Annotated in this window: 22 protein-coding genes, 1 tRNA gene and 1 riboswitch; of the genes, 9 read left to right on the forward strand and 14 right to left on the reverse strand. The window is 57.2% G+C overall.

Going from position 1 to position 21,684, the window contains the following annotated elements:
* The first annotated feature begins 282 nt into the window (after positions 1 to 282).
* The 4 genes from L1P08_RS08395 to L1P08_RS08410 all read left to right on the forward strand — a co-directional run bounded on the left by L1P08_RS08395 (position 283) and on the right by L1P08_RS08410 (position 2,099).
* Positions 283 to 1,044, forward strand: a complete 762-nt coding sequence (locus L1P08_RS08395) for a hypothetical protein (RefSeq protein WP_303616579.1) — start codon at positions 283 to 285, stop codon at positions 1,042 to 1,044.
* Between the two features lie 21 nt (positions 1,045 to 1,065).
* Positions 1,066 to 1,494: a hypothetical protein gene (locus tag L1P08_RS08400; RefSeq protein WP_303616580.1), complete on the forward strand. Its 429-nt coding sequence runs from the start codon at positions 1,066 to 1,068 to the stop codon at positions 1,492 to 1,494.
* A 123-nt stretch (positions 1,495 to 1,617) separates the two neighbouring features.
* Positions 1,618 to 1,818 carry a hypothetical protein gene (locus L1P08_RS08405; RefSeq protein WP_303616581.1) on the forward strand — a complete coding sequence of 67 codons (201 nt, stop codon included), beginning with the start codon at positions 1,618 to 1,620 and terminating at the stop codon, positions 1,816 to 1,818.
* Positions 1,819 to 1,838: 20 nt separating this feature from the next.
* The gene (locus L1P08_RS08410) at positions 1,839 to 2,099 is read left to right on the forward strand and encodes a hypothetical protein (protein ID WP_303616582.1); all 261 of its coding nucleotides are present in this window, start codon (positions 1,839 to 1,841) and stop codon (positions 2,097 to 2,099) included.
* Positions 2,100 to 2,169: 70 nt separating this feature from the next.
* On the opposite strand, the gene L1P08_RS08415 is transcribed toward L1P08_RS08410, so the two are convergent.
* Positions 2,170 to 2,379 carry a hypothetical protein gene (locus L1P08_RS08415; RefSeq protein ID WP_303616583.1) on the reverse strand — a complete coding sequence of 70 codons (210 nt, stop codon included), beginning with the start codon at positions 2,377 to 2,379 and terminating at the stop codon, positions 2,170 to 2,172.
* 229 nt (positions 2,380 to 2,608) lie between these two features.
* Positions 2,609 to 3,568: an IS1595 family transposase gene (locus tag L1P08_RS08420; protein ID WP_303616584.1), complete on the reverse strand. Its 960-nt coding sequence runs from the start codon at positions 3,566 to 3,568 to the stop codon at positions 2,609 to 2,611.
* A gap of 103 nt (positions 3,569 to 3,671) precedes the next feature.
* On the opposite strand from L1P08_RS08420, the gene L1P08_RS08425 reads away from it, so the two are divergent.
* Both L1P08_RS08425 and L1P08_RS08430 read left to right on the forward strand, forming a co-directional pair.
* Entirely contained in the window at positions 3,672 to 3,896 is a 225-nt protein-coding gene (locus L1P08_RS08425; RefSeq protein WP_303616585.1) for a DUF6471 domain-containing protein, read from the forward strand.
* Between the two features lie 771 nt (positions 3,897 to 4,667).
* On the forward strand, positions 4,668 to 5,753 hold the full coding sequence (locus L1P08_RS08430) for a glycosyltransferase family 2 protein (protein WP_303616586.1): 1,086 nt from the start codon (positions 4,668 to 4,670) through the stop codon (positions 5,751 to 5,753).
* A 33-nt stretch (positions 5,754 to 5,786) separates the two neighbouring features.
* On the opposite strand, the gene L1P08_RS08435 is transcribed toward L1P08_RS08430, so the two are convergent.
* Positions 5,787 to 6,011, reverse strand: a complete 225-nt coding sequence (locus tag L1P08_RS08435) for a hypothetical protein (RefSeq protein ID WP_303616587.1) — start codon at positions 6,009 to 6,011, stop codon at positions 5,787 to 5,789.
* A gap of 111 nt (positions 6,012 to 6,122) precedes the next feature.
* On the opposite strand from L1P08_RS08435, the gene L1P08_RS08440 reads away from it, so the two are divergent.
* Positions 6,123 to 6,995, forward strand: a complete 873-nt coding sequence (locus L1P08_RS08440) for a LysR substrate-binding domain-containing protein (protein ID WP_303616588.1) — start codon at positions 6,123 to 6,125, stop codon at positions 6,993 to 6,995.
* Here L1P08_RS08440 and L1P08_RS08445 read toward each other — a convergent pair.
* A tRNA-Gly gene (locus L1P08_RS08445) sits at positions 6,996 to 7,069 on the reverse strand. It lies immediately after the preceding gene.
* A gap of 46 nt (positions 7,070 to 7,115) precedes the next feature.
* Positions 7,116 to 8,234 (reverse strand): 2'-deoxycytidine 5'-triphosphate deaminase, encoded by a 1,119-nt coding sequence (locus tag L1P08_RS08450; RefSeq protein ID WP_303616589.1) that lies wholly within the window; start codon positions 8,232 to 8,234, stop codon positions 7,116 to 7,118.
* A gap of 97 nt (positions 8,235 to 8,331) precedes the next feature.
* Positions 8,332 to 8,410: riboswitch (SAM riboswitch) on the forward strand.
* A gap of 38 nt (positions 8,411 to 8,448) precedes the next feature.
* Here L1P08_RS08450 and metZ point away from each other — a divergent pair.
* Positions 8,449 to 9,654 carry an O-succinylhomoserine sulfhydrylase gene (gene metZ / locus L1P08_RS08455; protein ID WP_303616590.1) on the forward strand — a complete coding sequence of 402 codons (1,206 nt, stop codon included), beginning with the start codon at positions 8,449 to 8,451 and terminating at the stop codon, positions 9,652 to 9,654.
* Here the strand turns inward: metZ and L1P08_RS08460 are convergent.
* The 6 genes from L1P08_RS08460 to L1P08_RS08485 form a co-directional block, all read right to left on the reverse strand.
* The gene (locus L1P08_RS08460) at positions 9,645 to 10,274 is read right to left on the reverse strand and encodes a CDP-alcohol phosphatidyltransferase family protein (RefSeq protein ID WP_303616591.1); all 630 of its coding nucleotides are present in this window, start codon (positions 10,272 to 10,274) and stop codon (positions 9,645 to 9,647) included. The genes metZ and L1P08_RS08460 overlap by 10 nt on opposite strands.
* Before the next feature lie 129 nt (positions 10,275 to 10,403).
* Positions 10,404 to 13,559, reverse strand: a complete 3,156-nt coding sequence (locus tag L1P08_RS08465) for an efflux RND transporter permease subunit (RefSeq protein WP_303616592.1) — start codon at positions 13,557 to 13,559, stop codon at positions 10,404 to 10,406.
* Between the two features lies 1 nt (position 13,560).
* Positions 13,561 to 15,129, reverse strand: coding sequence for an efflux RND transporter periplasmic adaptor subunit (locus L1P08_RS08470; protein ID WP_303616593.1), 1,569 nt, complete (start codon positions 15,127 to 15,129; stop codon positions 13,561 to 13,563).
* 196 nt (positions 15,130 to 15,325) lie between these two features.
* A complete protein-coding gene (locus L1P08_RS08475) occupies positions 15,326 to 16,327 on the reverse strand; it encodes an Hsp33 family molecular chaperone (RefSeq protein WP_303616594.1) in 1,002 nt (333 codons plus the stop codon).
* A complete protein-coding gene (argF, locus tag L1P08_RS08480) occupies positions 16,327 to 17,265 on the reverse strand; it encodes an ornithine carbamoyltransferase (protein ID WP_303616595.1) in 939 nt (312 codons plus the stop codon). The genes L1P08_RS08475 and argF overlap by 1 nt, the downstream gene beginning before the upstream one ends.
* Before the next feature lie 35 nt (positions 17,266 to 17,300).
* Complete coding sequence (locus tag L1P08_RS08485; protein ID WP_303616596.1) at positions 17,301 to 18,488, reverse strand: aspartate aminotransferase family protein; 1,188 nt, start codon at positions 18,486 to 18,488, stop codon at positions 17,301 to 17,303.
* A 368-nt stretch (positions 18,489 to 18,856) separates the two neighbouring features.
* Between L1P08_RS08485 and L1P08_RS08490 the strand changes: the two genes are divergently transcribed.
* Positions 18,857 to 19,417 (forward strand): GcrA family cell cycle regulator, encoded by a 561-nt coding sequence (locus L1P08_RS08490; RefSeq protein ID WP_303616597.1) that lies wholly within the window; start codon positions 18,857 to 18,859, stop codon positions 19,415 to 19,417.
* Positions 19,418 to 19,489: 72 nt separating this feature from the next.
* Here L1P08_RS08490 and phoB read toward each other — a convergent pair whose 3' ends face one another.
* The 3 genes from phoB to pstB are packed head-to-tail and all read right to left on the reverse strand — an operon-like array spanning position 19,490 to position 21,680.
* Positions 19,490 to 20,191: a phosphate regulon transcriptional regulator PhoB gene (phoB, locus tag L1P08_RS08495; protein WP_303616598.1), complete on the reverse strand. Its 702-nt coding sequence runs from the start codon at positions 20,189 to 20,191 to the stop codon at positions 19,490 to 19,492.
* 21 nt (positions 20,192 to 20,212) lie between these two features.
* Entirely contained in the window at positions 20,213 to 20,908 is a 696-nt protein-coding gene (phoU, locus tag L1P08_RS08500) for a phosphate signaling complex protein PhoU (RefSeq protein ID WP_303616599.1), read from the reverse strand.
* 25 nt (positions 20,909 to 20,933) lie between these two features.
* A complete protein-coding gene (pstB, locus tag L1P08_RS08505) occupies positions 20,934 to 21,680 on the reverse strand; it encodes a phosphate ABC transporter ATP-binding protein PstB (RefSeq protein WP_303619524.1) in 747 nt (248 codons plus the stop codon).
* Positions 21,681 to 21,684 lie beyond the last annotated feature (4 nt).

Below are 21,684 nucleotides of genomic sequence, written 5' to 3' on the forward strand. Positions count from 1 at the left end.
GCAGCCGGGCCGATGTCGAATGCGAAAGATCACGCTGGAAGTTCAGCCAGAAGGCACGCGGCCACGGCTCCCTTTTGTGCCTGCCACGCATATATAATATAATCAGGCCCAACTCCCACTTGCACTTAATGCACACAAATGTAGAATTAGTATAATTACTTATTTTGTTGATAACTCAACAAATGATTACGCAGGTATTTTAACCACATGCTGGATTTAATATCTTTAATTCAATTTATACTTCAAGACAAAGTCCAATCCCACGACGAGGCTGCTTCGATTGTGGTGGATGCTGGCAGGCTTGAAGCCGAGTTATTGCTGCACATCGCCCACCGTTTCGCAATTTCCGGGACTGACATCTATGCCCACAGCGCGCAGTTTTGCGGCTTGCCGTTTTCACCAGTTGTGCCCGATGGGCTGATCCGGGATATCGATGGCAGCCATATCGACCGGCTGGGTGATATGCGCAGTGTGACCGTAAGAGTTCAGGATCGCGATATCCTGTTTCTGGCACCCGGGGCGGCGCAAATGCTGGCGCTTGCACACAGACGGCAAAGCGGTCTGTCGCTGATGCGGGATATCTGTGTAGTCCCGCCGGCCGCGTTGCGCGCGGCGCTGATCCGCGCGCATGCTGATAATTTGCTGCAATTCTCGCGGCAACGGCTCGCGCGCCGCTGGCCGTTTGCAAGCGCTCATCTGGATCTTACCCTTGCTGCGCGGCTGGGGTTCGTTACCCTGCTGAGTGCGCTTGTGGGTGTGACGGCACTGGTGCCTTTTGCCCTGTCGGCGATCCTGCTGCCGCTGTTGGCCCTGCTGTTTCTACCGCCGTCCTTTTTCCGGCTGGCCGCGCTGATGGAAAAGCCGAAGCGGCCACGGCCGGCGGATGAGAGCCTGCTCCCCGACATCGCCTTGCCGGTTTATAGCGTGCTTATTCCGTTGCGCGATGAAACCGGCATGGTGCCGCAGCTGGCCGCGGCCATGCGCGCGCTCGATTATCCGGCCTTATGTATCAAGCGCACCAAATTCACGCACGAATATAACTGAATCCAGTGCTATTGTCACGGCATGAGCGACATGCCACAAGTTTTAAACACCCTGCACACCAAAGCCGACAAGATAGCTGCACACATAGCCAGCCTTGAAGCTGAGATAGACCAAGCCCGCATGGCACTGGCACATGTAAACGCAACAATCGTCCTGTTTGAGGCACCAGACGCACAAAGCCGCCAGCCCGCGCTTATGGACGTGAACCGGCTGTTCAAGCGCCGTGAGGTCTCACAACTGTGCGCTGAGGCACTACAGGGCGGGCCAATGGATACGCGGGCGCTGGCGCTCTATATCATTCGCAAAAAGGGCTTTGATGAAAACGACCGGCACTTAAAGAAGGCGGTCGCATTTCGCGTTGTGCAAGCACTGAGATTGCAGGAAAAGCGGGGCGGGCCGATAAAAAGAGTCGGGAAGCATCAAAATGTAGTGATCTGGGAACGGTCTTAAATCTGCCGAGTTCACCCCTTATGTTAAGAGAAACTTGACAACCAAGCCTTTCTAATGCCTCAATCTGTCAAGGCGGAGGGGTTTTGGTTGAGTTCTTTATGTCTCGACCAAAGGAGCGCAAAAATGGATTTTGATTTTCTCATTTTGCTGCCGTTTGTTGCGGTGGTCGGTGGACTGGTCACTCTCAATGGCTTGTTGGTACTGTTGAGGCTATCTCATCACGGTAAAGACGCCAATCGTCTTGTGAGCTTTGTCGCTCCCTTGATTACATTGTTAAAACTCGGCGGTCGGTCTGGCCCAAGTGGCGAGCATCGAAAAGCCTAGTTCAGGCAAGTGGGGGCGCTTTGTACTGGACTGGTGTGCTCGGCAGTTTTGCCGTTGAAATAGGTGCCGCTTTAAAAATTTGTACTGAGATAGGCGGTAAAACCCCGCCAATGTACAAAGAGCCGTTCTATTTGGGTGTACGAATTGCTCTTGCGCTGGCCGCTGCCGGTCCGCTGGCTGCATTTTTGTCCAACGGAAGCGGACTAACGGCATTTTATCTGGGCGCAAGCGCTCCATTGGTTCTTGACCAACTAGCCAAGGGTATCCGCCCAAGTGAATAGGCGCGTCCGCAAGAATACTAATGTGGTGGTGTGGGGAATGGCGTAGCCGCCACTCCCCTTTTTGTTCCGGCTAGGCGGGTTCAGCAGGAACGCGCTTGCGCGCTTCCGCTTCACTGCCAACGTGCATGCGATGCTTAACAACATCACTTACACGTCCCGGGTTGACGTCGAACTCAGCGGCAATACGATTGTGGAAGTGACCTTCCCAAACCATGAGCCAAATACGAACAGCGTCTTCAAAAGTAAGCCGATAACTCGGCGTTCTTACGTTTCCGGTCATATAAAGATTCCTCTATATGGGCCGGAAGGCTATTGATAAAGCACGGCATATCGTGCTACTAAAAGTTGTGTTTAGATCAATGGCCAACCGGCCAAGGTTCAAATTAGGGTCGGTATCGTTAGCGCGATATCGGCCTCGTTTGATAGCGGATTCCAACAAACGTCATCATTTTATCATATTGTTAACCCTTTGACCAGACTCACTAAAAAGTGGCCTGTTCTGGTTCGGTTCACGCTGCGTTCCGCTGCCAATAACCCTTCCAATTTCGACTAACTGGATGCGCCATTGCATTAGCAACGGTAGCAAAAGCATTTTCGCCATTTGACCGACGGCGGTGATCTTCCAGCCATGCAGCATGCGCGCTGTACTGGTGCAGGTACTTGGGCGAAACGCCGTGGTGCTGGCCCGTTACCATGCGGCGCAAACGGCTAAAGAAGCTTTCAACGGCATTGGTGTTTGCGCCATCGGCTGAATAAGCCTCAGAGTGATTGATGCGGCCAACGGTCCAAGCGTCGTGCAAGTGGTCCCAATGGCTACCTTCATCGGCATACACAACCGTTGCCATGCGAGAAATAACCTCAGAGGCGATCTGTACGCCCTCAGCTTCGGTCTTGCGCACAAAGGTCAGCGTCCGGCCCATGCGCTCACGCAGGGCGATAACAACACGACGCTTGCCTGTCTGGTGACGTGCAAGGCGACGATCAACGCGATCTTCAACATGGTTGGCAGGGCGGATATGACCGCCAAAGTATGCCCCATCGATCTCGACTTCACCGTCAAGCGTATGGCCTTTAGTTTCAGCGGCCATTGCCTCGCGCAGTTTGTGCGACATGACAAAAGCGGTTTTATACTGGCAATCCAGATCACGGCTTAACTGGCTGGCACTAATGCCCTTCACCGCGTTCACGAAAATGCAGATTGCAGCCAGCAAGTCACAGAATGACATTTTGCGGCTGGCAAAGATTGTGCCGCTGGTCACTGAGAACTGGCGATAGCATGCCTTGCACTTGAACTTGCGGCGCGTGGTGATTTCGTAAGTCTCGCAGCAACCGCAATCAGGACAAACAGGTTCCCCGCCTTCCCAGCGCATTGCCTTGAAGGTGTCATATGCAGCGCCTTCGCCAGACTTGTAGATTTCCTTGAGGGAAAGGGTGCGGGCTGCTGCTGAAAGTAGGAAATGCTGTGCCATTGTAACTATCTCCGATACGTATGTATCGTATATAGTACGTTGACGTAGCTTGTGCAAGGGCATATGTAATCATTTACGATACAATTAGCATCGCAGGTGATACATGGCAGAAAAAACAGACTGGGAACTAAAGGCCGCTAACCTCCTGAAAGCGGAATTGAAACGTAAAGGGGTTACCTATTCGCAGCTTGTCGAAAAGCTGGCGGATATTGGGATAGATGAACGTGAGGCGAATATCAGGAATAAGCTAAGCCGGGGGAAGTTCACTGCAGCTTTTCTTCTGGCGTGTTTGGAGGCGATTGATTCTCAATCTGTTCGTTTGGACTAGCTGTGTCCATCCCCGGAAACTGCGGTTCATCGTCGTTGATATTAAGCCAATGGAGCCAATCCAAGTGCTCGAACCCTGAATAAGCAATTTCAGGCACAATTATGGTAACCCGTTTGAATGAGCACCCCCGAAATGTACAGTTGTCAATAATTATTCCATTATGCGGCCATCTATCTGTACGCGTAAGTATGGCGTCGCAATTTGGGAGTCGTTGGTCGGCCAATTGATTGTTGTTTCGGATTAGTATGTTTGCAGGCCCGATGATGTCACAATTAATGAACGCTTTTCCATCAATATGCGGCTCTGATGGGAGACAAAATTCGTTGAGAAAAATTCGTTTGTTCTCGAATGTTTTAGCCATCGGGTCTACGTATCCGGACTTAGAAAACAAATACTGATTGTATTTCGACCGGACCCATCGCCCATATGACCATGAGAATATCGCATAAGCCAAAACGGCTATAATCAAACCCACAAACCCGGCTATAACCCATGAGAGCGGTGCAAATTGCTGAAACAAGTCCATCGCACTAACCGCCCATGCCGGTAGAGCTGTTAATGCAATGAAATAACCGCCAAGCATGAATTGGCTTAATGACCACCGCCACTCTAGTCGAGCTAGAAACTGATCTATTCTTTGTCCTATTTTCATTTAGGTATCTTGCCCCAAACCATTTGCTGAATCGAGTCATATCCCGACCCCGCGAACAGCTTGGTGCGCTTGATACATAAGGCCGCGATTATCCACCCGAAAAACTCGACATCAAATTCGTGGTGGAGGCGAGCAGTGCAGAGACGGTTGCAGCGGTAAAACCTTTCCTTGATGACCCGCGTTTTGAACTGATCGTCGTCCCGCCCTGCGCCCCGCACACCAAACCCAAGGCGCTCAATTATACGCTGCCCATGGTGCGGGGCGACCATCTGGTGGTTTATGATGCTGAGGATATACCGGAGCCGGACCAGTTGCGGCGGGCGGCATCGCAATTTGACGAAGACCCTTGTGTCGATTGCCTGCAGGCCGAACTGCGTATCGACAATGCCGGCGAAAGCTGGCTGACCGCCTTGTTTGCGGCGGAATATAGCGGATTGTTTGGCATCATGCTGCCGGCGCTGGCCCATTGGCGCCTGCCGGTGCCCCTTGGCGGCACCTCAAACCATTTCCGGACGGCCAGTTTGCGCGAGGTGGGGGGATGGGATGCGTTCAACGTTACCGAGGATGCGGATCTCGGTATTCGTTTCGCCCGGTTGCGCTACCGGGTGGGCACGCTCAAATCGCGCACTTATGAAGAAGCGCCGGTGCGCATGATGCCCTGGATCCGGCAGCGCACGCGCTGGATGAAGGGCTGGATGCAGACCTTTATCGTCCATAACCGCTATCCGTTGCAGTTCTTGCGCGATGCCGGCTGGCGCAATTTTCTGGTGTTCCAGATTTATATCAGTGGGATGATTTTCAGTGCGCCGCTGCATCTGGTGTTTGTTATCGCCCTTTTGATCCGGGGCTCTGTGGCGCTATTCGCCGGCACCCCCGTGCAGCCGATGGCCTTTGCCCACATGTTCGTGCTTGCGGCAGGATATTTCGGGGCATGTGTACTGGCGATTGCGGGCACCGCCCGTCTGCCGGGGCAAAATATTGGCCGCTATCAATGGCTGCTGCCGCTCTATTGGGGGCTCACCGGCATTGCTGCCTTTCGCGCCATGTATGAGCTGGTGGTGCGTCCCTATTTCTGGGCAAAGACCGGCCACGGTGTCACCGAACACAGGCGCGGACCCGTTTCAGGACAAAGACAACAGACCCGGCCCGAACCCACTCCGCCGATTGATCTCAAGAAGTGGGGGGACGCAAAAGAACCGTCCTGACCCGCAATGCGTTCTTGTCCGCAAGACCCCCTGTCACCCCGGACTGGTACTCAGATAACGCGCAAGCGCCAAATGCTTCAGGTGCGCGCCTGTCGCAGATGCCTGATTGCGCGCCGCACGGCTGATGCCGACATCCTCAAGCTGCCAGTCGGGCCATTCATCCAGATTGACCCGGGCTCCGCTATGGCGCGGGGGCAGATAGCGCGCAGCCAGGCGGGCAATTTTTCCCTGCATTTGCGTGTCGGCTCTCTTGGGCATGATGCGTCTCCTTTGCTGGGCATCATGCTTGCGCAAATAAAAACATTGATTTAGTCAATGTTTTTTGCAAAATTGATCGCAAATATCGATCTTTTGGCGAGAGAACCACCCATGTTTTCGCTCGACCCTGATTTTCTGCGCAGCTTTCTGGCCATTTGCGAGACAGGCAGCTATGGCGCGGCGGCGGCGCGGGTCAACAAGACCCAGTCCACCCTTTCCGCCCAGATGAAGAAGCTTGAAGAGACACTCGGCACCAATCTGTTCGAGAAGACAGGTCGGCGCAACACGCTTAGCCCTGCCGGCTCACGTCTGCTTGCCTATGCCGGACCGATCGTCAGGCTGAACGACGAGACCATCAATGCCTTCCGGCCGCCAGCGGTTAGCGGCGCGATCAAGATTGGTACCAGCGACGACTATGCCCAGTCGTTCCTGCCGCCCGTTCTTGCCAATTTCGCCGCCACATGCCCCGCTGTTGAGGTCGAGGTTGTCACCAGTGACACCCGCACCTTGCTGGCGCGTGATGATACGGAGACATTTGACGCGTTGCTGATCTCGACCACTTACGGTGACGACGGGTTTGAAATATTGCGCAAGGACCAGTTGCATTGGATTGGTTCGGACCGGCATGCCCGCCACAAGGCAGAACGGATTCCACTGGCATTATGGTCAGATGGCTGTTCCTGGCGCGCCAAGGCGCTGGCGGCACTGGCCCAGGGCGGGCGTGAATGGCGCATGGCCTATACGACATCTAACGCCCCGCTGCTGCTGGCTACCGTGCGCGACGGGCTTGGCATCACTATTGGCCCGCGCTGGTATCTGACGCCGGGACTGAGAATTATTGAAGAAATGGACGCGCAATGCCCCCTCGAGAAAGATGGCATCGGCATTCGCACACGCCCGGGCGAAAAATCACCGTCGCTGGAAGCGTTTTTAAAGGAAGTGCGGCTGCATTTCAAAGGTGAGGGACGGCTGGCGGTGGCGTGATGGAGCGGGTGAAGGGAATCGAACCCTCGTCACTTGCTTGGGAAGCAAAAGCTCTACCATTGAGCTACACCCGCAACGCTGTTCGCGCGGCGCTATATCTGCGCGAAAGCCGCGCAGTCGTCAAGCCAGATTGCCAAACGGTTTGAAGTGCTTTGACAGTTTAAGGCTCTGCGCCTGATAATTGGAGCCGAGGGCTGTGCCATAAAGTACCTCGGGCTGTTCGGCCATGCGCTCATAAATCAGCCGGCCGATGGTTTGCCCATGGCCGAGCAAAAACGGCACTTCGCGGCTACGCACTTCCAGCACAGCACGGCTGCCGGTGCCCCCTGCCCCGGCATAGCCGAAACCGGGATCGAAGAAACCGGCATAATGCACGCGGAATTCGCCCACCAACGGATCGAATGGCACCATTTCGGCGGCATAATCGGGCGGCACCTGCACGCTTTCGCGGCTGACCAGAATATAGAACTCATCCGGATCGAGGATCAGGTCATCATTGCCGCGATTATAAAGCGGATCCCAGAAATCGAGCACCTCGAGGGCGGCCTTCTTGTCCACGTCGACAACAGCGGTGTGGCGCTTGGAGCGGTAACCGATCAGCCCGTCGCGGCCATCGCCCTTGAGATCGATCGAGAGGGCCACGCCCTCGCCCACTTCCATATTGGCATCAAAGACCAGTGTCTGTTCCTGATGCAGGGCCTGATGCTCTGCAACCGACAGGCGCGTCTGGCCCTTGCGGAAACGCATTTGTGACAGGCGTGAGCCGGTGCGCACCAGAACGGGAAAGGTGCGCGGGCTGATTTCGAGATAAAGCGGCCCCCGATAGCCCGGGGCCACGTTGTCGAAGCCGCGGGCGCTATCGACAATCACGCGGGTAAAGATGTCGAGCCGGCCGGTCGAGCTTTTCGGATTGGCGGCAGCGCTGATGCCGTCAGGCAGATCCAGGCTTTCCAGCAGCGGCACCAGATAGACGCAGCCGCGCTCGAGCACCGCGCCTTGGCGCAGGTCGATTTCATGCAGCTTGAGTTCGCCGATCCGGTCTTCAACCGTGTGGCCGGGGCCGGGCAGAAAGCTGGAACGGACGCGGATGGCCTTGGCGCCCAGACGCAAATCGAGGCTTGCAGGTTGCACCTGGTCGGCATCCAGCGGGGTTTCGATATTGATCGCGCCATCGGCAACCAATGCCTCGATCATACGCGCGGAAAAGATGCCGTCCGGCCAGTCTTGCGTCTTGGTCATGCTGCGGCTTGTCCTCCGGTTGGGTGCTATCCCTAATCGTCACCCTATCCGATAGCAACCGGGTGCATTGACGCCAAGGCTGAATTGGCCGTAAAACCCAATCTATTGTGGTGATTTGGCCGGTCAGATTGCAAGCCACATTAAACAAATTGCTAAACGACCGTTTCGCCGGCCGCATTCGCGCCGGCGTTTTTTGTTTGGAAAGGTTGACTTCATGTCCCGTGACCGCAATCCACTCAGCGATCCAAAACGCCGTTCGGCGCAAACCCAGTTGATTCACGGCGGCACCGAGCGCAGCCAGCATGGCGAGACCTCGGAAGCCATTTTCATGAGCTCGGGGTTTATTTACGAAGATTCGGGGGCGGCGGAAGCGCGGTTCAAGGGCGAAGATCCGGGGTACATCTATTCGCGGTTTTCCAATCCGACGGTTGAAATGTTCCAGCAGCGCATGGCGCTGGTTGAGGGCGCTGAGGCAGCGCGTGGCACAGCCTCTGGCATGGCGGCGGTCACCACCGCGCTGATGGCGCAGGTGCGCGCGGGCGATCATGTTGTCGCCTCCCGGGCCTTGTTTGGCGGCTGCCGTTTTGTGGTTGAGGATTATCTGCCGCGCTGGGGCGTTGAATCCACTTTGGTGGACGGGCGCGACCCGGAGAATTTCGCCCGGGCGATGAAGCCGAATACCAAGCTGGTATTTATCGAAACACCGACCAACCCCACCCTGGAACTGGTTGATATCAAGGCGGTTGCCGAGATTGCCCATGTCCATGATGCGGTGCTGGTGGTGGACAATGTGTTTGCCACCCCGATCTGGCAGAAGCCGCTGGAGCTGGGCGCAGATCTGGTTGTTTATTCGGCCACCAAACATATTGATGGGCAAGGCCGGGCGCTGGGCGGGATTATTCTTGGCTCTGAAGACCTGATTTCGGGCGATGTGCACACGATTATCCGCCAGACCGGTCCCTCAATGAGCCCGTTCAATGCCTGGGTGATGCTGAAGGGTCTGGAGACACTGTCCCTCAGGGTTGAGCAGATGACGCGAAACGCTGCGAAGGTTGCCGATTTTCTGGCTGACCATCCGAAAGTCGAGCGGCTGATCTATCCCGGCCATGCCTCGCACCCACAATATGAACTGGCGCAGCGCCAGATGAAGGCGGGTTCGACCCTTGTTTCTTTCGAGGTAAAGGGCGGACAGGAAAAGTCGTTTGCCGCTGCCGACGCGCTTGGGATCATTCTGACGTCAAACAATCTTGGGGATGCCAAATCGATCATTTCGCACCCGGCGACCACCACCCATGCGCGTTTCACCGACGAAGTGCGCGAAGAAGCCGGGATCAGCCGCGCGCTATTGCGCCTTTCGGTGGGGTTGGAAGACGCTGATGACCTGATCGCCGACCTGGCTTACGGGCTTGATCAGGCCTGAGTTTCGGTCTGTTTGTCGCCAAATTGCCGATAGGCCATCAGCCAGCGCGAAACGCCGGTGACAAAGCATAACAGGGCGAAAATGGTGGCCAGAACGGGGAACAGGAATGGCCAGATGGCCAAAACGACAAAGAACAGAATGGTCTCGGTGCCCTCAAGCAGGCCCTCGGTGAAATAGAGCGATTTGATGCCGCGCAGTTCGGTGGTCAGCGCGTGCTTTTCCGCAAGGATGGCATAGCCGAGAAATGTCGCACCGTTGAAATAAAAGGCGAACAGCAGGAAGGCGCCGGCAATGGCATTGCTTTCGGGATTGGCGAGCACAAAGCCCATGGGGATGGCCCCATAGAACAGAAAGTCGGCGCTGATATCGAGATAGCCGCCGAAATCGGTTTTCTCTGTGGCGCGGGCAATGGCCCCGTCCAGCCCATCGGCCAGCCGTGACACCAGAATAAGCACAAGCCCCAGCACAAACCATTGGGCGGCGATGGCAATGGCTGCCGCCAGCCCGATGCCCAATCCGAACAAGGTCATGGCATTGGCACTCATGCCGACACTAGCCAGCGCCGCGCCCAGATTATTCAGCGGCGGATCAATCAATTTGCGCATGACGCCATCAAGCATGGTGTCGGCCTCCCCATTCCCCAAGGCGACACACTTACACCTCGCCAGCCGCCAATCAATGCATGATTGGCGGATAACGAGATGTTGAAAAGCGCGTGTGTGGCGCGCGGCGCGTTGCCGCTTTCCGGCTTATTCGGGGGAGAGCTTTTGATGCCGCTCATGATGGCGGCCGGTCAAAATCTGGCGGAAACTCGGGCTGCCCTTGGTCATGAAAGCCCATGAGAGGACCGCACGCATATCCGCACCGATAGCCATGAACGCGGGCACAAGGAACAACACCAGCAACGTGGCGAGGCCCAGACCGAACACAATTGTCACGGCCATGGGGATGAGGAATTGCGCCTGCAGGCTTTTCTCGAACAGCAGGGGCACCAGTCCGGCGATTGTGGTCAGCGAGGTCAACAGCACAGCCCGCAAGCGATCACGCGACGCCCCGGTTGAGGCCAGCCGCAGGCTGTCGCCCTCGGCCATGCGCTCCTGTATTCGCGAGATCAGAACGATGGAATCGTTGACCAGAATGCCGGAGAGACCCAGCATGCCCATCAGGGAAACCAGGGTGATGCTGTAGCCGAGCAGGTAATGCCCCCAAATGGCACCCACCAGACCGAATGGCACGATCAGCATGACGGCAAGGGGCGCGAAATAGGATGCAAAAATCCAGGCGATAATCACATACATCAGCCCCAGGGCGAAGACTGCACCGATCTGCAGGTCGGCAAAAGCGGCGTTCTGCTCAGCCTGAGTGCCGCCAAAGCGGTAGCTGACGTCATATTTGGAGACGATGGCGGGCAGATAATCTGCGGCCAACCGGTCGAGCACTTCCTGAAAATCAGTGCCGTCTTCAGTATCGGCGCGCACGTGGATGGTGGATTTACCCTCATCCCGCAGAATGAAGGCGAGGCCCTGCTTCTCGGAGAAAGTGACAATCGAGGACAAGGGGACATAGCTGCCGCCGGGTGCCCGCACGGACAGATTGCGCAGCGCACCCGAGCCTGTTTCACTTGAGGTCTGTTCAAGGCGGATTGTCACCTCGTCACCATTGGAGATGACGGTTGCCACATCATTGCCCTCGAATGCATCACGCACCTGGGTCCCCAGATTGTTCAGGGTGAAGCCAAGCGCTGTCCCACGGGAATTGAGTGACATCACCACTTCGGGATTGCCGAAAAACAGCGTGTCGGAAATCGAGGTCAGACCATCAAAGCCTTCCAGAATGCCTTGCAGATCTTCCGAGGCCTGTTTCAGGGTGGTTGCATCCGAACCGGAGAATTCGACATCAATGGCGCGTCCCGGCGGGCCGCCGCGGCTTTCACGAACATTGATCCTTTCGACGCCGGCAACCGTGGGCAGCTTGGCCCGCAATGCATCGGTGATATCGCCGGTGCGAACTGACCGCTCTTCACTCGGGGTCAGAAAGACATCGAAATTGGCCCCGCCATTCTCGAGATCGAGATTGGCATAGGTCGTGTTGATCAGCTGTTCGCCCGGCGGGGTCAGCTCGGTCTCCACCTCACTCACGGCATTCTCGATATTGACGATAATGCCGCGCATTTCGTCTTCGGGCACACCGGCCTGGAAACGGGCGAAAATGTTGAAGCTTTCACCTTCCGCTGTCGGGAAGAATTCGAATTTGAGCTGTCCTGCGGCGAGCAGCGAAAAACCCAGAATGGAGATGGCAACCGCAATTGCCGCTGTGACATAGCGCCAGCGATAGGACAGATCGGCCAGAAACCCGAACTGGTGATCGCGGAAATGGCCGAACGCACCGTCAAAGGCCCGCCGGAACCGGCTGGGGCGTTTGCGCTCTTCGGGCAGGGAATGGGCGAGATGGCCCGGCAGGATGAAAAAACATTCCAGCATGCTGGCCGCCAGCACGCAGGCGACTACCACTGGTAGCGTCGCCATGATCTGCCCCACAACGTCACCAACCAGAAGAATGGGCAGGAACGCAGCCATGGTGGTCAGCGACGCGGCAATGACCGGTGCGGCCATGCGGCCGGCGCCCTTGATCGCCGCTTCCGAGCGGGAATCCCCCGCGCCATAGCGGGTGGCTGTGTGTTCGCCTACGACAATGGCGTCATCAACGATAATGCCAAGGGTCATCATCAGGGCGAACATGGAGATCATGTTGATGGTCTGCCCAAACAGGAACATCATGCCAAGCGTGGCGAGAATGGACACAGGAATGCCCATGGCGACCCAGAAGGCAATGCGCCCGTCAAGGAACAGGAACAGGATCACGAGCACCAGCACCAGGCCGGTGACGCCATTGGTGACCAGCAGTGACAGGCGCTGGTTGACCTGTTCGGCGGCGGCATCGAACACTTTGAGTTCGAGCGAAGGCGGCAATGTCGGCGCGATTTCGGCGACATAGGCCTTCACTTTTTCATAGCTGTCCACGGTGTCGGCTGTGGCAGACCGCGAGACTGTCAGCTTGATGGCCGGTTCCCCGCGCATATACCCCAGCGCATCATCTTCATCAAAATCATCAGTGATGGTGGCGATGTCGCCAAAGGTTGTGGTCTGGCCGGTGGCCGAGCTTTTCACCTCGGTCTCGGCAATGTCGCGGGCGCTGAGCTGATCAGCTGCGGCGCGGATTTGCGCGTCATAATCACCGGTCAGCGAACCCGACGGCTTGTCGGCCAGGTTGGGGGTGAGCACATCGGCGAGATCCGACAGGGTCATATCGAGCTGACGCAGCTTGGAATCGTCTATCTCAATGCCGATCTTGCGGTCGCGATAGCCGGTGAATTCGACCTTGTCGACACCGGCGGCGAGAAGCCCGTCGCGGATTTCAAGCGCATAACGGCGCAAGGCGAGTTCGGGGAACGGCCCCGCGATAGCGATCGATGCAATCGGGTCGAAGAATTTCTGCAGGCTGACAGTGGGGTCATTCGCTTCCGCGGGCAGATTATTGACCGAGGCTACGGCCGTTTCCACCGCGCGCTGGGCCTCCTGCATATCCGTGTCACGCTCATATTCCAGCGTGATAATGCCGCTGCTCTCGCGGGCACGCCCAGACATCGACTTCACACCATCCAGAAACCGCACGGCCGGTTCGATCAGAAGCAGGATGTTCTTTTCAACATCCTCGGCACTGGCCCCGCTCCAGTTGACGCTGATCCTGATCGTGCTGGCTTCCGTATTCGGCATGAGCTGACGATTGAGATTGATGGTGCCCCAGATGCCGAACATCACGAGCAGGATCATCAGCAGGTTGGCGGCGTTGCGATGCCGCACGAAAGTCGCCATCAGGCCGGTGGAGCGTTCAACAGAGGGACGCATATCAGTTTCCACCTCTGCGCTGACCGCCGCCCGGACGGTTGCCGCGCTGGCTGGCGGCCTCTTCGGCCGAAATTATGGTGCCATCGGGCTGCTCAATGCGGCCATCGGGATGGCGAATATTGCCATTGGGCAGCAGCACGCTGCCATCATCACGCCGCACCGCGCCTTCGGGCAGACGCGCATTTGCACCGGCATTGGCATTGGCATTTTCGTTACTTCCAGCACCACGTGTCGGGGCGGCTTCTTCCTCGCCCTCAACGCTGACGGCAACACCCTCGCCGGCCTGGGACAGACGTGTGGTGATGATCCGTTCACCCTCGGGCACCTCGGCTGAAATGATCAGATAATCATTGTCGCGGGTCATAATTCTGGCGTCGACCTTGGCCATGCGGCCATCGCGAATAGTATAGATATGATCGCTCTCATAGAGCGCCGTTTCCGGCACCCGCAGCGTGCGTTCGTAAGACGGGCCCTTGATCTGCACCTCGACAAAGGTGCCGGGGCGCAACTGGCTGGCATTGTCGCCGGTTAACCGGGCAAACAGTTTGACACCGCCGGTAGTGCTGTCGATCTCGGCAGCGGCCCGGGTGATCTCGCCGGCAACCTTGATCGGTTCTGCGGCGATGTCCCAGCTGACCTCCACCTCGCGGCCTTCCAGCCCTTCGGTGATCAACTGGCCATATTGCAGATCGGAAATGGTAAAGCTGACATCTAGCGCTGTGGGATCATAGAGGCTGGCAACATTCTCATTGGCGGTAACATAGGAGCCGAGGCTAAGATTTTCGGACACCACAATCCCGTCAAAAGGCGCGGTGATGCGGGTGTTTTCGAGATCACGGCGCGCCTGCTCGAGGCTGAGCTGGGCACTGATGATGCTGGCGCGCTGCCGGTCGATCTGGGCCTGCAAGGTAAACAGGCCGCTTTCGATTTCACTGACGCTTTGCTGACGATCAGAGACCGTGAGCTTGCGGGTATCGAGTTCCTTGTCGGTCAGGTTGCCATTTTCGTTGAGCACTTGCGCCCGCTCCAGATCGGTCTGTGCTGCGGCGAGCGAGGTTTTGGCGGCAGCCAGTTTGAGTTCCTGCAGCTTGTAGGCTTCCTCGGCCTCTGCAAGCGACAGGCGGGCATTGGCTTCGGCGGCCTGTGCTTCCACAAGCTTGCCGTCATAATCGGTTGAATCAATGGCGACCAGTTGCGTGCCCTTGGCAACCAGATTGCCGACGGCCAGATTGGGTGCCAGTTCGACCACTTCGCCCACTACCTGCGCGCGCACTTCAAAAGTGCGCGAGGCCTGAACCTGGCCAAACGCCCTGAAATGGGTGTTAAACGTGCCATATTCCGGCGTCATCACCGCCACGGTGAAGCTGCGCTCGCGTGCCTGCCGCTTGATGGCTTCGGGTTTGCTGGCGATCATGGACGCGCCATAAACGACTGCGCCCGCCAGAATGGCGACAGCAACCGCCAGACGGAGAAAAACACTGATGATGGAACGACGTTTGCGCGGCTTTGCCGCGGGGCGGTCATCTGCTGTCAGGTGATCTTGCACCGGATGGGACTGACGCTCTTCCAAGTGAATTTCCTCATGTAATGATTGGCGAAAGTTACGCTGCAGATTTGAGGGAAACAAATGAAACTTTGGAAAGGTTGGTAGGCTGCCGTCCACCTCCGGTTGAAGGGGCAAGGGTGGCGGCAGGTTTCTGCCCCCTTTAAACAACAAAGCCCGGCACAAGGCCGGGCTTTGGAAGACACGATTGAAACGGGAACTATCAGTGCTCGGTTTCGAACTGGTGCGGGTTGAAATGGTAGGCGGCGGAGCAGAATTCGCACACGACCTCAATCTCGCCGTCGACCGCCATTTCTTCACGTTCCTGGTTGTTGAAATTGTCCTGCAGCATGCCCTCGATCCGCTCGGCGGAACAGGAGCAACGCTCCTCGATATGCCCGGAGGGGAACACGCGCACGCCGGTTTCATGATAGAGCCGGAACAAGAGCCGTTCGGGCGAGAGATCTGGATCGACCAGTTCATCATCACCAATGGTGCTGAGCAGTGATTTGGCCTCTGTCCAGTGGTCAGCCTCGGTGTAATTGGGATCTGCCATGCTCTCGTCGGCAAAATCGCCGTTGCCCGGCAAATCCGGCATCGCAGTATTGCGGCCTTCGGGCAGGTATTGCACCAGAACACCGGCGGCGCGCCAGCGGGCCCGGTCATCGCCGCGCACTGTGTGCTCGGCCACGGCAAGACGGACCGCTGTGGGTATCTGTTCGGACTGCATGAAATAGCGATGCGCCACTTCCTCAAGGCTATCGCCTTCAAGTGCCACAATGCCCTGATAGCGCTCCATATGCATGCCCTGATCCACCGTCATGGCCATGTGGCCGCTGCCGAGCAATTCGCCGGGGCTGGTTGCCCCCTGCTCCGCCGCCTTGACCAAGGCGTCGTGATCAAAGCGGGCATAGCCGCGCAATCCGTCGGGCGCATCAAGATCGACAACGATCATGTTGACCGGTCCATCGGTCTGGGTTTGCAGGATGAACTTGCCCTCAAACTTCAGCGATGAGCCCACCAGTGCCGTCAGGACCACCGCTTCACCCAACAGGCGCGCGACCGGGGCGGGGTAATCATGACGGCTCAAGATGCCATCAATCGCTGCACCCAGCCGCACAGAGCGGCCACGGCAATCAAGATTTTCAAGCGTGAACGGCACAACGACATTATCGCCGCTTTCCGCCCGGTCCAGCCCGAAACTCGAAAGAATATTTTCAGTCATCAGATTTCCTCAATGCCGAATGCCCAGCACAAAATAGCCTTTTGGGCGTGCAAGCGGTTCTCGGCCTCATCGAAGACGACGGCGCTGGGGCCATCGATCACTTCATCAGTTACTTCATCGCCCCTGTGTGCTGGCAGACAGTGCATGAACAATGCATCCGGCTTTGCCTTGCTCATCAGATTGGCGTCGACCCTATAAGGGCTCAATATCTTGCGGCGTTCCTTGGCGTCGGTATCGCCCATGGAAACCCAGGTATCGGTGATCACCAGATCCGCATCCTTTGCCGCAACCAGAGGATCGGCCACCATTTCCACGGCATCACCGGCTGCTTCAATATCGGCCCGAAGACCCTGGTCAGGGGCATATTCAACCGGGACCGAGATTTTCAGCTTCGCGCCGAACAATTTGGCGGCATGGACCCAGGAGGCCAGAACGTTATTGCTGTCGCCGACCCAGACAACCGTCTTGCCCTCGATCGAGCCGCGATGCTCTTCATAGGTCATGATATCGGCCATAATCTGGCAAGGGTGCGAAACCCGTGTCAAACCGTTGATCACGGGCACGCTGGATGCGCCGGCCAGTTCCAGCAAATCGTCATGGCTGAGAATACGGATCATGATCGCATCGACATAGCGCGACATTACCCGGGCGGTATCAGCCAGGGTCTCCTCGCGGCTCAACTGCATTTCAGCGCCGGTGAGCATCAGTGTTTCGCCCCCCAGCTGGCGCATGCCGACATCAAAGGAAACGCGGGTGCGCGTGCTCTCGCGCTCGAAGATCATGGCAAGCACCTTGTCTTTCAACAATTGCGGGCGTTCGCCGTTTTTCAGGCGGGCCTTGAGCTCATGCGCCAATTTGAGGATTTTCTTGAGTTCCTCTGGCGAAAAATTATCGAGATCCAGAAAATGTCTGGGCTGCCCTTGGGTGGGACTGGTCATCTTTATGATCCTTGAAACGGAGAAGGCGGAAGCGCTCAGGCTTTGTCCGCAGCTTCCTTGTCGAGTTCTGCGAATGCATCGGCGATCTTGCCCATGGCTTCGGTGATATCGGCCTCGGTTACAATCAGTGGCGGCAAAAGCCGCAACACATTCTCGCCCGCAGCGACAGCCAAGAGTTGATGACCGCGCAACCGCGCAACGAAGTCGCGGACCGGAGGTGTGATCTTGACCCCGGCGATCAATCCCTTGCCGCGCACTTCCAGGGCATATTGGGGAAAGCGCTGTACCAGTTGCTGCAGGTTCCAGGCGAGTACCTGGCCCATTTTTTCGACATGATCGAGAAAACCGGGTTCGAGCACACGATCAAGCACGGCATTACCAACGGCGCAGGCCATGGGATTGCCGCCATAGGTGGAGCCATGGGTGCCGGGCACCATGGCCTTGGCCACTTCGGCCGTTGCAAGGCAGGCACCGAGCGGAAAGCCCCCGCCGATACCCTTGGCCACGCTCATGATATCGGGGGTGATCCCGGCCCATTCATGGGCAAAGAACTTGCCGGTCCGGCCATAGCCGCACTGCACTTCATCAAGGATCAGCAGCAGACCGTGCTGATCGCAAAGCTTGCGCAGGCCTTGCAGGAATTCAACGGGGAACGCCGTCACCCCGCCCTCGCCCTGCACCGGCTCGATCATGATCGCGGCGGTTTTGTCGTCAATCAACGCCTCGACTGCCTTGAGGTCGCCGGGTGCTGTGTGCTTGAAGCCTTCAAGCACCGGGCCGAAGCCTTCGGTATAGGCGGCATTGCCACCGGCAGCGACCGCGGCCAGCGTCCTGCCATGGAAGGAACCGGTGAAGGCGATGATCTCGTAGCGGTCCTTCTCGCCCTTGTCATAAAAATAGCGCCGCGCTGTCTTGATGGCGCATTCAACAGCCTCGGTGCCGGAATTGGTGAAGAACACCGCATCGGCGAAAGTGGCATCGACCAGCCGCTGGGCCAGCGTTTCTGCTTCCGGCACTGTGAACACGTTGGAGACGTGCCAGACCTTTTCGGCCTGTTCTTTTAGTGTAGCGAGCAGATGCGGGTCGTGATGGCCGAGCGCATTGACACCGATACCGGAGTTGAAATCGAGATATTCCGTGCCATCGCCCGTATAAAGGCGCATGCCTTCGCCCCGCGCAAAGGCGAGATCGGAGCGGGCATAGGTGCCAAAGAGCGCAGACATTGGATTTTCTCTTTCATGGTTAGGCCGTGACATTTTCGGCACAGAAACTAAAAACGCGCCGCTTTTGGGCGGCACGCTCGATAGATGTTATATGCCCCTCACCCCCAGAAAAGTCAACGTTTTCGGTGCAAGTGACTGATTTGACTCTCTTTCAGGGAGAGAAACCGGCACCCCCTTGTTTTACGGGGAAAGTCTCGGGCGTCCCTTGCACGAGATTCCGGCCCTTGTGTATTATCAGCGCTGTTGGGACACGATATCTCGTGGGGCGGACCCACTCAACATACGAGTATTAGCGTCGGTGGCTGCTACGGATAAATTCCGGCAGCGTAAGCTGACTCTGTTTTGAACCAAGGGGCTAGGAGCAATCGATGAGCTGGACTGACGAGCGCGTCGAACTATTGAAGAAACTATGGATGGAAGGTCTGAGCGCCAGCCAGATCGCCAGCGAGCTAGCGCAAGGTGTTACCCGCAATGCCGTTATCGGCAAGGTACATCGCCTCAAGCTCAGCGCGCGCGCCAAGCCTGCGACATCCGCATCGCGCCCGCGCACCGCAAGCCGGCCCGCGCCGCGCCGCCCATCTTCGGGTTCGAGCACAACAACGGGGGCCTCTTCGGGTAATGTTGCGGCGGGTGTGATGAAACGCCGGGCGATGAATTCCGCGCCGATGATCGGCGCGACCGCTCTCAAGCAATCCGAGGATACAGACGCCGAGCTTTATACGGCCCCGGCCCAGGCGCAGGAAATCTTCATTCCCGAGGGCGAGCGTATCAGCCTTCTGGAATTGAACGAGAATACCTGCAAATGGCCGATTGGCGATCCGCTGAACAGCGACTTCCATTTCTGCGGTCAGCATTCTCTGGAAGGTAAACCTTATTGCGAATTCCATTCGCGGCGCGCCTATCACACGATCGAGCGCAAGAAACGCTAAGGCGCACCACCAGACACTAAAAAGGGCACCTTGCGGGTGCCCTTTTTGTTTGTGCCAAATTCTGCAGGCCGGTCAGGCTGTGGCCGCGAAACGTTCGTTAAAGGCATAGCCAGCGCCGCGCACAGTGCGGATGGGATCATTGCCCCGGCCGCGATTGATGGCCTTGCGCAATCTGCCCACGTGTACATCGACGGTACGTTCATCGACAAAAACATCGGTGCCCCAAACGCTGTTGAGCAATTGCTCGCGCGAATAGACCCGGCCGGGATTGCGCATCAGATATTCAAGCAACCGGTACTCGGTGGGGCCAAGATGGATCTCGCGGCCTGACCGGCGCACCCGGTGATTGGCGCGATCAAGTTCCAGATCCCCCGCCTTCATCACCGAGGTGACCAATTGCGGATTGGCGCGGCGCAGCAGCGCGTTGACCCGGGCCAGCAATTCAGGGATCGAGAACGGCTTGACCACATAATCATCGGCACCGGTGGCTAGACCGCGAATACGCTCGTCTTCCTCACCACGGGCCGTGAGCATGATGATGGGGATATGCGCGGTTTCCTCACGGGCGCGCCAGCGGCGGCACAGTTCAATCCCCGAGAGCCCGGGCAACATCCAGTCCAGAAGGATCAGATCGGGTGTTGTCTCATGCAACAGGGTTGCCGCTTCGTCGCCGCTGAGGGCAGAGAGCACATTAAAACCCTCTGCCTCGAGATTGTAACGCAGCATGACCGCGAGGTCGCTTTCATCTTCCACAATCAGAATCGTCGCTGCCATGGTCCGGTTTCCCTTGGGCTCTTAGCTTTTTTGCTGGGCCTTTTCCTCGAGAATGACGGGCAGGTTCTTGCCGGTCTCGAGGTAATAGGCGGCCTCGGCAATATTGGTGGCGTGGTCGCCGGTGCGCTCCAGATTCTTGCCGCAGAACAACAAATTGGTGCACTGGGTGATATTGCGCGGGTCTTCCATCATGTAGGTGAGGAGTTCGCGGAACAGGGACATATAGAGCGCGTCAACCTCGTCATCGCGTTCACATACGGCAATTGCCGCCGCCGTGTCGCGATTGGCAAAGGAATCGAGCGCATCCTTGATCTGCTGCAGGATCAGGTCGGTCATGTGCCGCACGCCGTTATAGAATTGCGGCGACAGCTTGTTGCCATCGATCTGCAGGGTGCGGCGGGCGATGTTTTTCGCCATGTCGCCGATCCGCTCCAGATCATTGGCCACATGCACCGAGGAGATGATCATGCGCAGGTCAGCCGCCATGGGCTGCCGGCGGGCGATCATCGAGACGGCGGTTTCATCGATCTTGCGCTGCATGTCGTCAACGGCCTTGTCGGCAGCGATGATTTGCTTGGCGGTCTCGTGATCGAGTTTCAACAGGGCATTGATGGCGGTTGAGATAGCCGCTTCCACCATGCCGCCCATTTCCGAAATGGCGCGGGCCAGGTCGGTCAACTCGTCTTCGTAAGAGGTAACGATATGTTCGGAGGACATCCTGGATGCTCCCTTTCGCGTCAAATCAGCCGATACGGCCGGTTATGTAATCCTGGGTCTTTTTGTCGTGCGGATTGGTGAAAATCTCATCCGTCGCGCCTTCCTCGATCAGCCTGCCGAGATGGAAGAACGCCGTTTTCTGGCTCACACGCGCCGCCTGTTGCATGGAGTGGGTCACGATGATGATTGTGAAATTCTCGCGCAATTCATCGATCAGTTCCTCAATGATGGCGGTCGCAATCGGATCGAGCGCTGAGCAAGGCTCATCCATGAGCAAAACTTCGGGCTTGGTGGCGATGGCGCGGGCAATGCACAAGCGCTGCTGCTGACCACCGGACAGGCCGGTGCCGGGTTCGGCGAGGCGGTCCTTGACCTCTTCAAAAAGACCTGCGCGCTTCAGCGAGGACGTCACGATCTCGTCGAGATCGGTTTTCGACTGCACCATGCCGTGAATGCGCGGGCCATAGGCGACGTTCTCGAAAATCGATTTCGGGAACGGGTTCGGCTTCTGGAACACCATGCCGACGCGGGCGCGCAATTCCACCACATCGATACTGCGATCGTAGATATCCTGCCCGTCGAGAAGAATATTGCCCGTCACCCGGCAGATATCGATCGTATCGTTCATGCGGTTGAGAGAGCGCAGGAAGGTTGACTTGCCGCACCCGGAAGGCCCGATCAGGGAGGTGACCTGATTGGTCTCGATTTCCAGGTTCACATCGAACAGGGCCTGCTTCTCGCCATAAAAGACACTGACGTTGCGACCGGTCATTTTT

This window comes from Mariluticola halotolerans, from assembly GCF_021611515.1.
Taxonomy (GTDB): domain Bacteria; phylum Pseudomonadota; class Alphaproteobacteria; order Rhizobiales; family Devosiaceae; genus Mariluticola; species Mariluticola halotolerans.

Coding starts and splice junctions, on each gene's coding strand:
- L1P08_RS08400 (WP_303616580.1), top strand. CDS start 1,066: ATGAGCGACATGCCACAAGTTTTAAACACCCTGCACACCAAAGCCGAC.
- L1P08_RS08405 (WP_303616581.1), top strand. CDS start 1,618: ATGGATTTTGATTTTCTCATTTTGCTGCCGTTTGTTGCGGTGGTCGGT.
- L1P08_RS08415 (WP_303616583.1), bottom strand. CDS start 2,379: ATGACCGGAAACGTAAGAACGCCGAGTTATCGGCTTACTTTTGAAGAC.
- L1P08_RS08420 (WP_303616584.1), bottom strand. CDS start 3,568: ATGGCACAGCATTTCCTACTTTCAGCAGCAGCCCGCACCCTTTCCCTC.
- L1P08_RS08425 (WP_303616585.1), top strand. CDS start 3,672: ATGGCAGAAAAAACAGACTGGGAACTAAAGGCCGCTAACCTCCTGAAA.
- L1P08_RS08435 (WP_303616587.1), bottom strand. CDS start 6,011: ATGCCCAAGAGAGCCGACACGCAAATGCAGGGAAAAATTGCCCGCCTG.
- L1P08_RS08440 (WP_303616588.1), top strand. CDS start 6,123: ATGTTTTCGCTCGACCCTGATTTTCTGCGCAGCTTTCTGGCCATTTGC.
- L1P08_RS08450 (WP_303616589.1), bottom strand. CDS start 8,234: ATGACCAAGACGCAAGACTGGCCGGACGGCATCTTTTCCGCGCGTATG.
- metZ (WP_303616590.1), top strand. CDS start 8,449: ATGTCCCGTGACCGCAATCCACTCAGCGATCCAAAACGCCGTTCGGCG.
- L1P08_RS08460 (WP_303616591.1), bottom strand. CDS start 10,274: ATGCTTGATGGCGTCATGCGCAAATTGATTGATCCGCCGCTGAATAAT.
- L1P08_RS08465 (WP_303616592.1), bottom strand. CDS start 13,559: ATGCGTCCCTCTGTTGAACGCTCCACCGGCCTGATGGCGACTTTCGTG.
- L1P08_RS08475 (WP_303616594.1), bottom strand. CDS start 16,327: ATGACTGAAAATATTCTTTCGAGTTTCGGGCTGGACCGGGCGGAAAGC.
- argF (WP_303616595.1), bottom strand. CDS start 17,265: ATGACCAGTCCCACCCAAGGGCAGCCCAGACATTTTCTGGATCTCGAT.
- L1P08_RS08485 (WP_303616596.1), bottom strand. CDS start 18,488: ATGTCTGCGCTCTTTGGCACCTATGCCCGCTCCGATCTCGCCTTTGCG.
- L1P08_RS08490 (WP_303616597.1), top strand. CDS start 18,857: ATGAGCTGGACTGACGAGCGCGTCGAACTATTGAAGAAACTATGGATG.
- phoB (WP_303616598.1), bottom strand. CDS start 20,191: ATGGCAGCGACGATTCTGATTGTGGAAGATGAAAGCGACCTCGCGGTC.
- phoU (WP_303616599.1), bottom strand. CDS start 20,908: ATGTCCTCCGAACATATCGTTACCTCTTACGAAGACGAGTTGACCGAC.
- pstB (WP_303619524.1), bottom strand. CDS start 21,680: ATGACCGGTCGCAACGTCAGTGTCTTTTATGGCGAGAAGCAGGCCCTG.